The organism is Arthrobacter sp. 35/47 (assembly GCF_000520475.1).
GTDB lineage: Bacteria > Actinomycetota > Actinomycetes > Actinomycetales > Micrococcaceae > Arthrobacter_D > Arthrobacter_D subterraneus.
Genome location: NZ_KI914592.1, coordinates 193,317 through 205,672, shown reverse-complemented (window position 1 = coordinate 205,672; position 12,356 = coordinate 193,317). Strand labels below are relative to the sequence as shown.

Below are 12,356 nucleotides of genomic sequence, written 5' to 3'. Positions count from 1 at the left end.
GGCCGCCATAGGTGCACGAAAGTTCCGGGTTGGGCGGTGTTGTAGGGCTAGTGCAGGAACATCCGGGCGTTGCTCAGTTCGGCCTGTGCGTACTGTTCCGTGGCGACGCCGAGGGCCTGGTTGATGCCGGCCAGCGACTCCTCCACCCGCGCCTGTGTGGCACGCCAGTCCGTCACCAGCTGCTGGAAGTTCTGCGACGCCTGGCCCTGCCACTCGGACTCCAGCGACCTCAGCCCGGACTGCATGGCGTTCACCTCCGCCTGCAGCCGCGCGATGGTGTTCTGCACGTCGGCGCTCTTTGCGGCCAAAGTGTCAGTGTTGACGTTGAAGTAGGTCATTCTTTCCTCCTGAAATTCTCCTGCCGGCGGTGCCGCGCGACTCTTACGCTAGGAGGTGCTCAGGAGCCGGGTGAGCCGCTCGAACGCCATGTGGAAAACCTGCCCGCAACATGTCTGCTGTGGAGGGATGGTCGGTGGCGTGAGGGAGCCGGCCCAGCCGGTCAGTCTCCGGCCGGCGCTGCGCCGCCGTCGTCGTGGGGCAGCCTGATGGACAGCGTGGCGCCGCCTCCGGGGGTTTCCTCCAGCCGTACGCTGCCGTCATGCTGCGCCACGAGGGCGGCCACGATGGCCAGGCCGAGCCCGGTGCCGCCGGTCTCACGGTAACGCGAGGAATCAGCCCGGTAGAAGCGCTCAAAAACCCGCGCGGCGTCGTCCTCGGAGATGCCCGGACCGTGGTCACGCACCTCAATGACTGAGTCGCTCCTGCCGTGGATGACGGGAGCGACTCCCACCGCGACCTCGATCGGGGAGCCTTCCGGCGTATACCGCAGGGCATTGGTCATCAGATTCGCCACCACCTGACGCAACCGGGCCTCATCACCGACCACCGGGGCATGCCGCGCGGGGCCACCGTCGAGGCCGATCACCCGGATGGTCCGCTCGGGTGCGATGGCCCGGGCGTCCATAGCGGCGTCGTTTCCCAACACCAGGAGGTCAAGAGGCTGGGACTCCAGCGGCCGCTGCTCATCGATGCGGGCGAGGGTGAGCAGATCCTCGACCAGCTGTCCCATGCGTTTCGCTTCACTCTCGATGCGTCCCATGGCGGCACGGACGTCGTCGTCGTTCTGGAGAGCGCCGTGACGGTACAGCTCGGAGAAGCCGCGGATGGTGACCAGCGGTGTGCGCAGTTCATGGGAGGCATCCGCGACAAAACGCCGCATTTTGCGTTCGGATTCCGTCCGGGCGGCGAACGCGGATTCGATGTGCGCGAGCATCGCGTTGAGGGACCGGGAAAGCCTGCCGACCTCCGTCGCGGGGCGCTCCACCTCGACGCGGCGCGAGAGGTCTCCGGCGGCGATGGCTGCGGCGGTCCGTTCCACCCTGCCCAGCGGGCGGAACTGCCGGGTGACGGCCAGGTAGGCCACGATGGACGCGGCAGCAATCGAAAAGAGACCGACAGTGAAGATGATGCGCCCGGCCTCGGACACGGTGTCATTGACGGTGGACATCCGGGTGGCAACGGCCACGGAGGTGTCATCTGCCTGCAGCGGGAAAACGATGACCCGCCACTCACTCTCACCCCTGCTGCCTGGAACCGTGAAGCCTTCCTGGTCCAGGTCTTCAACGTCGTCCCGGTCCAGGGCCGGGATCTCGGGGATTTCGGCCGCGGTGGCGGAATGGGTCGAGCGGATGGCGGACCCGTTGCCGTCCAGCCAGACGCCGTAGAACCGGAACAGGTTCTGGCTGGTATCGCTGCCCATGGTGCCGATGCTGTTGGTGACCGACTGCGCATTCGCCTCGATGTCCTGATCCATCTGCACAACGAGGCTGCTCCGGAGCAGGGAGATGGTCACGATGCCCGTGATGGCGACCGTGAACACCATGAGCAGGGTCATGATGGCGATCAGTTGCGTGCGCAGCGATGCGGATTTCCAGCGTCGGATCACAGCGGGTACGGAGATGGTGCTACCGCTTGTCGGCGGTGCGCAGCAGGTAGCCGACGCCGCGCTTGGTCTGGATCAGCGCCGGGGCGTCAGGGTTCCGGTCGATCTTCCGCCGCAGGTAGGAGATGTAGGACTCCACGATCGAGGCGTCTCCGTTGAAGTCGTATTCCCACACATGGTCAAGGATCTGCGCCTTCGACAGCACACGGTTGGGGTTCATCATCAGGTAGCGCAGCAGCTTGAACTCGGTGGGGGAGAGATCAATGACTTCGCCGCCGCGGCGTACCTCATGGGCGTCGTCGTCCAGTTCCAGGTCATCGACGCGGATCACGGCGCCGTCGTCGTCGTGCGGTTGCGTGCGGCGCAGCACCGCCCGGATGCGGGCCACCACCTCGTCGAGGCTGAAGGGCTTGGTGACGTAGTCGTCGCCTCCCACCGTGAGACCGGTGACCTTGTCATCGGTGTCGTCGCGGGCGGTCAGGAAGACCACAGGGAAATGGCGGCCCGCGGCGCGGAGCCGGCGGGTGACGGTGAAGCCGTCCATGTCCGGAAGCATCACGTCAAGGACCGCGAGGTCAGGGTTGTGCGCTTCCGCAGCGGCAAGGGCCTCGCGTCCGTTGGCGGCGGCCACGACCTCGAATCCGGCGAAACGCAGCGACGTGGAGAGCAGTTCCCGGATATTCGGTTCGTCGTCGACTACAAGCAGTTTGGCTTCAGGTCCTGATTTATTCACGACTCCCAGTCTGCTCCCGATAGCTGGGAGTTTTCTGGACGTTTGCGGTGAGCCTTGCAACCGCGCCCCGGTTCAGGGCGTAGGTATGTCCGCAGCGTCCAGGATGGTGTAGGCGTAGCCCTGCTCCGCCAGGAACCGCTGCCGCTTGGCGGCGAAGTCCTGGTCCAGCGTGTCGCGTGCGACGACGGCGTAGAAGCGTGCTGCCCGGCCGTCACTTTTGGGACGGAGCAGCCGCCCCAGCCGCTGCGCCTCTTCCTGGCGTGACCCGAAGGAGCCCGAAACCTGGATGGCAACCGACGCTTCCGGCAGGTCGATCGAGAAGTTCGCCACCTTCGACACGACGAGCGTGTTCAGCTCGCCCGCACGGAAGGCGTTGAACAGGCGCTGGCGCTCCTTCACGGAGGTCTCGCCCTTGATGATGGGGGCATCGAGCCGCGCACCGAGCTCATCGAGCTGGTCGATGTACTGCCCGATCACCAGCAGCTGCTCGCCCTTGTGGGAGGCCACAAGCTTCTCCACCACCGACGTCTTTGTCTCCGAGGTTGCGCAGAGACGGTACTTGTCGCCGTCGTCGGCCATGGCGTAGGCCACCCGCTCATCCCGGGGTAGATCCACGCGCACTTCCACGCAGTCTGCGGGGGCTATGTAGCCCTGCGCCTCGATGTCTTTCCACGGTGCGTCGTACCGCTTGGGGCCGATCAGGGAGAAGACCTCACCTTCGCGGCCGTCCTCGCGCACCAGGGTGGCAGTGAGGCCGAGCCGCCGCCGGGCCTGCAGGTCGGCGGTCATGCGGAAGATCGGCGCGGGAAGCAGGTGCACCTCGTCATACACGATGAGGCCCCAGTCGTTCGCGTCGAGCAGCTCGAGGTGGGGGTAGAGCCCGCCGCGGCGCAGCGTCAGCACCTGGTAGGTGGCGATGGTGACCGGCCGGACCTCCTTGACCGACCCGGAGTACTCACCGATCTCCTCCTCCGTCAGGGAAGTGCGCTTGAGCAGTTCATCCTTCCACTGCCGGGCGGACACCGTGTTGGTCACGAGAATGAGGGTGGTGGTGGAGCTGGTGGCCATTGCCGCGGCGCCCACGAGCGTCTTGCCCGCGCCGCAGGGAAGCACCACAACCCCGGAACCGCCCGCCCAGAAGTTCTCCGTTGCCAGCTTCTGATAGGGGCGCAGCGTCCAGCCGTCCTCATTGAGCATGATGGGGTGCGGCGTCCCGTCCACATAACCCGCCAGGTCCTCAGCCGGCCACCCGAGCTTCAGCAGCAGCTGCTTCAGCTGCCCGCGCTGCGACGAATGGACCACCACGGTCTCGCCGTCGATCCGGGGACCGAGGAGCGGCTCGATCTTCTTGGCGTGCAGCACTTCCTCGAGTACCGGGTAGTCGGTGGTGCGCAGCACCAGTCCGTGCTGGGCGTCCTTCTCCAGCCGCAGCCGGCCGTAGCGCGACATGGTCTCCTCGATATCAACGAGGAGGGCGTGCGGAACGGGAAAGCGCGAGTACTTCAGCAGGGTATCCAGCACCTGCTCGGCGTCCAGTCCAGCCGCTCGCGCGTTCCACAGGCCCAGCGGGGTGAGGCGGTAGCTGTGCACGTGCTCGGGCGCGCGCTCCAGCTCAGCGAAAGCGGCGATGGCATGCCGGGCCTCGGTGGCCTGCTCATGATCAACCTCCAGCAGGATGGTCTTGTCGCTCTGAACAATCAGCGGCCCGTTAGGCATCGGTTGAAGCACCTTCCACAGTTTCGACATCCATAATCCGATGCACGGAGATCACGCGCTCGGTTTCCTTCTCCGGGTCGAAGACGCGCACCCGGCCGGCATGAACCGACAGTGGAACGAAGACCTGCCGGGTGGAATTCCCGGCACTGTCTGCGAAGCCCATCCGGACGGCCCGCTTGGTCCGGATGGCCGTCCGCAACGTCTCGAGACCGATCATCGCCTCGCTCTCGGCTCCGGCTCCCGGGCCCGGACGGGCGCTGCCGCGCAGCACCCCCATTTGCGCTTCCACGTCATCCTCCGTGAGCACCCACGGATTGGTCCGGACAGCGGACGACGACGGCGCGGAGCCCGTTCCTGCGCGGGCGCCCTGCCGTGGAGCGGCTCCTCCTTCCAGCGCCGGAGAGTAACCCAGTTCACGCAGTGCCGCCGCGAGTTCCGACGGCGTGGCCTGCGCCGCCACCACGGTTGGAGCGAGACGGACCAGTCCCAGTGCAGCGGCTCCGGGGTCGGCCAGAAGGGCAGTCAGCGCGTCGTCGTCGTCGCTGCGCACGTAGCTGAAGGCGGGACCGACGCGCAGAGAACCGTACCGGGATGCTGTGTCCTCCACGAGGTAGCGCAGGGGTTGTGGAACCTCCGTGGCGGAGTGACGCTCAAGGAAGGAGAGGATCCCCGCCGCGTCCTGCCCTTCATCAAGGGCCCCGCGAACGGACTGTGCGGAGAACCGGTATACGGTCGCAGGCCCCTGACCCTCAGCTGAGGCCAGGAGTGAAAGTTCGCGGGCTACGTGCGGTTCCAGGTAGCCCGGAGCCACTGCGGTGAGGTCCGCCTGCAGCATGAAGTGGGTCAGCGGTTCCGGGAGCGCGTCGCGGAGGAGTGCTGCGGCGTCGTCGAACCGGTCCCCGGCGATGGCCGCGCCCAGCTCCGTCAGGGCGCCGGAGCCCAGGAGGCCGAGGTGCCCCATCTCGTCGATCATGCCCGGTACCAGCCGCGTGAAGCGCCGGCGTAGCCGGGGCTGATGCCACGTGAGCCGCTCAATCAGGGAGGGCGCGTCAAGGACACAGGCCCGGCCGTCGTCGTGCGTCGCTTCCGCTGAAAGCGCTGTTGCGGCAGACAGGATACGACGACGGACAGCAGGCGCGTCCGTGCGCGTCGCCTCCGAGGACAGAGCGTTCACCGCACCGCCCGTGGACAGCTGGCCTCCGACGAGAGAGGGAGCCCTCTCGGAGTCCAGCCAGGCGCGCACCAGACGTGACCACTGTTCGTCCCGTTCGGCCAGATGCCAGGAGCCGTCGGCGGCGGCCATCCATCGTGAACTGTCGGGGTCCAGCACAATGAGCCGGGCCAGCGCTGCCAGCTCCAGCAGCCAGCCCACCTGGGCCCGGTCGATCCGCAGCGCCTCAGCAAGCCGGCGGATCTCCCTCACGCCGACCCCGCCGGTGCGCAGTGTTGCCACAGGGGATGCCTGCACGCTGCCCAAAAGCTCGGTGAGGATCCGCAACGTCTCCGCGATTGCGCCGAAGGACGCGTTGTCCCGAAGGCTGATGCGCACGGAGCTGAGCTGCGGCACGGGGGGCGATACGGGTAATGACGGGATGATCAGGCCTCCGCGTGCTGCGATGCCCACTTCCCGGGGGAGCTCAACATGGTTGGCGTCGAGCCGGATGAGCAGCCCGCGGTCGAGAAGCCAGTCGAGCGGCGCCGACGTGCCCGGAGGCCCGGATTTCGCCGAGCCGACCGGAGAAACGGAGAGCTTCCGCACAAGATCCCAGGTCCTCTCGGGAGCGGTTTCCAGAATGCGGGGCCAGGATGATTCCAGTACGGCCGCCAGCGCCTCGGCATCGGAGTCCGTGCCGGAGTTATCCGTCGGACCAGGCACACCGGCGGCCTGGAGCAGCTCAAGTCCGGACCGGATCCGCTCTACGTACCCTGGGTATTGCCGGGCCAGCGCGGCCATCGGGCGTCCCAGGCCGGCAGGGTAGGGGCCCAGCGCATCATGAAGGGTCTCGAGCGGGAAGAAGGAAGGCCGGCTCTTGACCACAGGTCCGGTTCGCAGGAGAGCCAGCCCGTGAAGCTGGCTCAGGTATGGCTCCAGCGCCTTGGCGGTCATTGAAGCGATTGCCCTCTTGAGGGTTGTCGATGTGCTTCCGGCCGGACCGTCGAGGTCGGTGGTCAGCACCACCGCCTCAAGAACCATCAGCTGCGGGGCGTTCAGTCCTTCGAGGGCCCGCTGCACGCTGACGCGGGTCGAGGCCCGGGCTGCGAGGGCGGCGAAATCCGGTACCGGCGGGAGAACAACATCCGGGCGTGCAGCCATGAGCTTCCGCAGCTCGGCGTCACTGCGTGAAGCCAGATCCTCGGCGAGGGCGCGGATGGCGGACACCGTATTAACGTTACTCGTACCGCGCTGTACGCAGTTGTCCGGATACGGACCGGTCCGTGGGTGGGCCTGATTTCCGTCGGAGCTCAGTTGCGCCCGCGAGACACGATGTTGACCACCACGGTGACCAGCATCAACAGGAAGCCGAGCGGCAGGCAGAAGTAGGCTGCCGTCACGAAGCCCGGCCACGGGTCCGCCCCGGCCCATGCGGACACCAGCACCGCGCCCAGGGAGAGCAGCCCGATGATGGCGAGGGCAACAGCGGCAACCAGGAGGACAAGCCGTGCGGGCGTGGTCCGGCTGCGGTCGCGGCCGGTGGCGGCGCCGTCGTCGTCGGCTGCCGGGACTGAGGAGGAGTTCTGCGACATGATGCTCCTAGCGTACAAGGGCACTCCGCGCCGATTCCCCGCATCCGTGCCGGTATCCTTTAAGGGCAGACTTTTTCCCTGCGCATGCCGGCCGGCCGGTGGTTTCCCGATTCTGATCGGTACCGCCAATGGACACCGGAGCCGGCACGCGCGCAAAGCAGTTCGAGAACGAGGTAATTACGTGCCTATCGGCAAGGTCAAGTGGTTCGACTCTGAAAAGGGTTTCGGCTTTCTGGCGACGGATGACGGCAAGGAGGTCTTCCTCCATGCCTCGGCACTTCCTGCGGGAGTGACCGAGGTCAAGCCCGGCGCCCGGCTTGAGTTCGGCGTCGCGGACGGGCGCAAGGGTCTTCAGGCCCTGTCCGCCCGCATTCTTGATGCCCAGCCTTCGGTTGCCAAGGCAACCCGCAAGAAGGCGGAAGACATGGCCGTCATCACCGAAGACCTGATCCGGTTGCTCGATGACGTCTCCAACGGCCTGCGGCGGGGCCGGTACCCCGACAAGTCGCATGCCGCGAAGGTCGCCGCAGTGCTGCGCGCCGTAGCGGATGATCTGGACGTCTGAACCCGATGACTGAATCTCCGGCGTCGATGGAACCAGCCGTACTGAGCCAAACGGAAACAGGGCCGGCCGAGCCGCTGCCGGCTGAGTCCGTGCTGGCCGAGCCAGTGTCGGCTGAGTCTGCGGCTCCGGTTGCCAGGCGCCGGGCGGTCCGGAAACCGTCCAAACCTGACGCAGTGCTGGCGGCTGCCGTGGGAACTGCGCGCAGGGGTGTGCTTGAAATCGCCGGAGACGCCGCGGTAGGTGAACATCTGGGCGCGTTTCCCGAGGCGGAGCGGCTGGTAACCCACCGGTTCGCCGCGCAGGTTCCCGGCTACGTGGGTTGGCACTGGTTCGCGACCCTCGCCCGGGTTCCCCGCGGCAAGGACGCAACCGTCTGCGAGGTGGGATTGCTGCCTTCGGAAGACGCCCTGCTGGCACCGGACTGGGTTCCCTGGTCCGAGCGCGTGCGCCCGGAAGACACTGCTGCAGAAGAGGCAACGGAAACCGCGGACGCCGGCACCGCACAGGCACCGGGTGTTTCCGGTGCTCCGGATACCGACGGTGCCCAGGAACTGGGTAGTGGACCGGACACCGACGGCGGAGCGGACACCGACGGCGGAGCGGACACCGACGGTGCCCCGGACGACGACGATGCTACGGACAACGACGGCACCCCGGACGTTTCCGCAAGTGAAGATCCGGAAACCCCGGGAGATCAATCCCCGGTCGCCTAAGGGCGTGGGTAACGCAGGAAGGAGGGCTGCCTGATGAGCATGTTCCGGTCCCTGCGTATCCGCAACTACCGGCTGTGGTTCATCGGCGCCCTGATCTCCAACGTGGGTACGTGGATGCAGCGCACCGCACAGGATTGGCTCGTCTACGACATCCTGACGGACCAGGACGCCGCGGCGATGGGGATCGTGATGGCCCTTCAGCTGGGTCCGCAGCTGTTCATCGCGCCCTGGGCGGGGCTGATCGCGGACTCGGTGGACCGCCGTAAACTGCTGATCGGAACCCAGGCTGCCATGGCGGCACTCGGCGTCGGTCTCGGCATCCTTGTGGTGCTCAGTCTCGCGGAGCTCTGGCACGTCTATGCGTTTGCCCTTGCCCTTGGACTGGTCTCGGCCCTCGACGCACCGGCGCGTCAGGCCTTCGTATCCGAGCTCGTGAAGGACGAATACCTTCCCAACGCAGTCGCACTCAACAGCGCCTCCTTCAACGGCGCCAGGATGTTCGGACCTGCCGTCGCCGGCCTGCTTACGGTGGCAGTCGGTCCCGGCTGGGTCTTCCTGATCAACGCCGTGACCTTCGCGGCGATGATCTTTGTCCTGGCCACCATCCGGCAGGGTGAACTGCGTGTCCTGAACCGGTCTGCCCCCGGACGCGGCCGAATCCGCGCAGGGTTCCGCTACGTGCGGCAGCGGCCGGACCTGGTGATGGTGATGTTCGCGATCTTCGTCGTCGGCACCTTCGGCCTGAATTTTGCCGTCTACATTGCAGCGATGGCACGCACGGAGTTCGGAACCGGAGCGGGCGTCTTCGGAACGCTTTCCTCCATCATGGCGGTCGGTTCAGTTACCGGGGCGCTGCTATCAGCGCGCCGTGAACGGCCCCGCCTCCGATTTGTGTTCGGGGCTGCGGGCGCCTTCGGACTGGCATGTGCCCTCGCAGCGCTGGCTCCCTCAGTGTGGCTTTTCGGCGTCGCGCTTGTTCCGGTGGGGCTTTTCGCGCTCACGTTGATGACCAGCGCCAACGCCTATGTACAGACAACCACGGTCCAGGAAATGCGCGGAAGGGTCATGGCCCTGTACTTCGCGATCTTCCTCGGCGGCACCCCGATCGGTGCACCGATTGTCGGATGGGTGACCAACGCCTACGGCCCCCGGTGGGGGCTGGTGGTGGCGGCTGTCTCCGGGCTGGTTGCCGCCGTCGCCGGTCTGGTCTGGGTCTGGCGGTCCCACCACGTCACGCTCCGCCTCTCACACCCCGCGCCGCGGCGGCTCAGGCTGACCCTGGCCGCCACCGCACGGGACACCGCCGAAAGGAATGGTTAGAGGCGCTCCACCACGTAATCGATGCACTCCAGCAGCGCGGAGACATCGGAGGGCTCGATCGCCACGAACATTGCGATGCGCAGCTGGTTGCGGCCAAGCTTCCGGTACGGCTCGACGTCGACAATCCCGTTGGCGCGCAGCACCTTCGCCACGGCGGCGGCATCGACCGAGTCATCGAAGTCGATCGTGGCGATGACGTTGGAGCGGTGTTCGGGGTCCTGCACAAAGGGCGTTGCAACGGCAGACGCCTCGGCCCAGCTGTAGACCCGGCCTGCGGAATCGGCGGTGCGCTCTGCGGCGAATTTCAGGCCGCCGTTCTCATTCAGCCACTGAACCTGTGCATTGAGCGTCACGATGGTGCCCAGCGATGGCGTGTTGTACGTCTGGTTCTGCAGGGAGTTGTCGATCGCCGTCTGCAGGTCGAGGAAATCGGGGATCCAGCGTTTGGAGGCCTTGATCGCGGCCGCCCGTTCGAGCGCTGCGGGAGAGAACAGGCCAAGCCACAGTCCGCCGTCGGACGCGAAGTTCTTCTGCGGCGCAAAGTAATAGACGTCCGCCTGTGACACGTCCACCGCGAGACCGCCCGCCGCGGAGGTGGCATCGATGGCGATGAGCGCGCCGTCATCCGCTCCTGCGACGCGCTCCACCGGAGCCGCCACGCCGGTGGAGGTTTCATTCTGTGGCCAGGCGTAGAAGTCGACGCCGGACTCGGCTGCGGGGACAGGGCGCGTGCCGGGTTCCGACGTGATGACCGTCGACTCGCCCAGGAACGGAGCCCTGGAGGTGGCAGCCGCGAATTTGGATCCGAACTCCCCGAAGGAGAGGTGCTGCGCCCGCGATTCCACCAGACCGAACGAGGCGACATCCCAGAATGCGGTGGAGCCGCCGACACCGAGGATAACCTCGTAGCCGTCGGGAGCGCCGAAGAAGTCCATCAGCCCCGAGCGGACAGAACCAACCAGGTTTTTCACGGGTGCCTGGCGGTGGGAGGTGCCAAGCAGGGTAAGGCCCGCGCGGGTGAGCGCCTCCACCTGCTCCGGACGGACCTTGGAAGGACCTGCGCCGAAGCGTCCGTCCTGGGGCAGCAACTCGGTGGGGATGCGGATGTCGGTGGAATTGCTCATGGTTACTCCAGGACGTGTGCGTTCGATGGAAGGTCGCCAACCATTCTGCCCCAGCGGGAACGGCACCGGCGCATTATGACTGCCGCCGGCTGTCTGCGCCACCGCGAAGGGACAGCCGTCAGACGGCGCAGGTATATGGGTTAACCTTGTGTGGCGTAGGGATGACGACGGCGGTCTTGACTTAGGGACGCCATGCAGCCGCTGCATCAACGCTCAATCTGCACCAGTGCCAAGGAGCTGAACGCCGCATGACGGACCTCATCGACACCACCGAGATGTACCTGCGGACCATCCTTGAGCTTGAGGAAGAAAACATCGTGGCGCTGCGTGCGCGGATCGCTGAGCGGCTGCGCCACTCCGGGCCCACGGTCTCCCAGACCATCGGGCGGATGGAACGCGACGGATTGGTAGTGGTGACAGGGGACCGGCACCTTGAGCTGACCGAGCTCGGCCGCCGGCGGGCCACCGAAGTGATGCGCAAGCACCGCCTGGCGGAACGGCTGCTCTCGGACGTTATCGGTCTCGACTGGGCCTACGTCCATGATGAGGCCTGCCGGTGGGAACACGTGATGAGCGAGCGGGTTGAGCGCCGCCTCTACGAACTGCTTGGCCAGCCCACCCAGTCGCCGTACGGCAACCCCATACCGGGTCTCGAAGCCCTCGGTGGCTCACCGCCGGAAGCGTTCACCCTGGGCGTGAGCACGCTGACAGAAGCGATGGCGAACTATTCGCCCGGATCGACCGTGACCCTTGTCCGGCTGGCTGAACCTATCCAGGTTGACCCGGAGCTGCTGACCCAGATGGATGAAGGCGGCCTCCGCCCGGGTGCGCGGCTCAACCTGCAGGCAGTCGGGGACTACGTCTCAGTGCGGGTGCCCGGCGTTGAGGGTGCCCTGGAACTGCCTCCAGAAGTTGCTTCGCACGTCTTCGTGGCGGTTCAGCCCTCGTCCTGAGAGCCGGAGTCTCTGGATTGGCGAAGGATATCCACAGCATGGTTACGAAATGATTACTTTCGCTCCGATCCCGTTATAGTTGGTGCCTGGCGCTGATACTTCAGCGTTACCTGGTTCGCATGCCTAACCCTGTCAGCGGACGCAGTGTTGAACAGATGGACAGGGGCGGAGGACCCACTACCGGTCATGGCTCGCCATGACCTTGGGGTGAAGTTCGGGGAATGCCACAGCGCACGTACCTGAGCCGAGTTTTCTCATACTCGAATCCGACAGCTAACTTCGCAGGCGAAAAATGAGAGAGGGTCTCTTTGTCGAATACTGTTTCGGGGCGCCGCCGTGCCAGCACCCCGGGTACTGAAGTGCGGCCACGCGACGCCCACCGGCGGGAGCGGGCGGAGCGCATTGCACGCCAGGAATCTCTTGTCGCCGCCGCACCCGCTGTACCCGCACCTGCTGTACCCGCACCGACTGTCCGCGCCGCACCCCCGGCCGCCGTACCTGTCTTCCGGGCCGTGCCCGCGCCCGACGCACCAAACAACGGGTCC

Annotated in this window: 12 protein-coding genes and 1 riboswitch; of the genes, 5 read left to right on the top strand and 7 right to left on the bottom strand. The window is 66.3% G+C overall.

Annotated elements, in window-relative coordinates; translation table 11 throughout:
- Window positions 1-47: 47 nt before the first annotated feature.
- The 6 genes from X803_RS0107630 to X803_RS0107605 all read right to left on the bottom strand — a co-directional run bounded on the left by X803_RS0107630 (window position 48) and on the right by X803_RS0107605 (window position 7,136).
- On the bottom strand, window positions 48-338 hold the full coding sequence (locus tag X803_RS0107630) for a WXG100 family type VII secretion target (protein ID WP_026544678.1): 291 nt from the start codon (window positions 336-338) through the stop codon (window positions 48-50).
- 161 nt (window positions 339-499) lie between these two features.
- The gene (locus X803_RS0107625; protein WP_026544677.1) at window positions 500-1,945 is read right to left on the bottom strand and encodes a sensor histidine kinase; all 1,446 of its coding nucleotides are present in this window, start codon (window positions 1,943-1,945) and stop codon (window positions 500-502) included.
- Window positions 1,946-1,964: 19 nt separating this feature from the next.
- On the bottom strand, window positions 1,965-2,675 hold the full coding sequence (locus X803_RS0107620; RefSeq protein WP_026544676.1) for a response regulator transcription factor: 711 nt from the start codon (window positions 2,673-2,675) through the stop codon (window positions 1,965-1,967).
- A gap of 72 nt (window positions 2,676-2,747) precedes the next feature.
- Window positions 2,748-4,391, bottom strand: coding sequence for a DNA repair helicase XPB (locus X803_RS0107615; protein ID WP_026544675.1), 1,644 nt, complete (start codon window positions 4,389-4,391; stop codon window positions 2,748-2,750).
- Window positions 4,384-6,771, bottom strand: coding sequence for a helicase-associated domain-containing protein (locus tag X803_RS0107610; RefSeq protein ID WP_026544674.1), 2,388 nt, complete (start codon window positions 6,769-6,771; stop codon window positions 4,384-4,386). Before X803_RS0107610 ends, X803_RS0107615 begins: the two co-directional genes overlap by 8 nt.
- 83 nt (window positions 6,772-6,854) lie before the next feature.
- On the bottom strand, window positions 6,855-7,136 hold the full coding sequence (locus X803_RS0107605) for a hypothetical protein (protein ID WP_026544673.1): 282 nt from the start codon (window positions 7,134-7,136) through the stop codon (window positions 6,855-6,857).
- A 181-nt stretch (window positions 7,137-7,317) separates the two neighbouring features.
- Between X803_RS0107605 and X803_RS0107600 the strand changes: the two genes are divergently transcribed.
- From X803_RS0107600 to X803_RS18555, 3 genes are all read left to right on the top strand, one after another.
- Window positions 7,318-7,701, top strand: coding sequence for a cold-shock protein (locus X803_RS0107600; protein ID WP_026544672.1), 384 nt, complete (start codon window positions 7,318-7,320; stop codon window positions 7,699-7,701).
- Between the two features lie 173 nt (window positions 7,702-7,874).
- The gene (locus X803_RS18560; RefSeq protein ID WP_253907412.1) at window positions 7,875-8,414 is read left to right on the top strand and encodes a DUF3027 domain-containing protein; all 540 of its coding nucleotides are present in this window, start codon (window positions 7,875-7,877) and stop codon (window positions 8,412-8,414) included.
- Between the two features lie 33 nt (window positions 8,415-8,447).
- A complete protein-coding gene (locus X803_RS18555; protein WP_084033523.1) occupies window positions 8,448-9,734 on the top strand; it encodes an MFS transporter in 1,287 nt (428 codons plus the stop codon).
- Here the strand turns inward: X803_RS18555 and serC are convergent.
- The gene (gene serC, locus X803_RS0107585; protein WP_026544671.1) at window positions 9,731-10,858 is read right to left on the bottom strand and encodes a phosphoserine transaminase; all 1,128 of its coding nucleotides are present in this window, start codon (window positions 10,856-10,858) and stop codon (window positions 9,731-9,733) included. The genes X803_RS18555 and serC overlap by 4 nt on opposite strands.
- A gap of 248 nt (window positions 10,859-11,106) precedes the next feature.
- On the opposite strand from serC, the gene X803_RS0107580 reads away from it, so the two are divergent.
- Both X803_RS0107580 and X803_RS22525 read left to right on the top strand, forming a co-directional pair.
- Complete coding sequence (locus X803_RS0107580; RefSeq protein ID WP_026544670.1) at window positions 11,107-11,811, top strand: iron-dependent transcriptional repressor DtxR; 705 nt, start codon at window positions 11,107-11,109, stop codon at window positions 11,809-11,811.
- 110 nt (window positions 11,812-11,921) lie between these two features.
- A riboswitch (cyclic di-AMP (ydaO/yuaA leader) is annotated at window positions 11,922-12,115 on the top strand.
- Window positions 12,116-12,119: 4 nt separating this feature from the next.
- Window positions 12,120-12,356, top strand: a 237-nt coding sequence (locus tag X803_RS22525) for a hypothetical protein (protein WP_216699044.1), incomplete at its 3' end; no start/stop codon positions are given.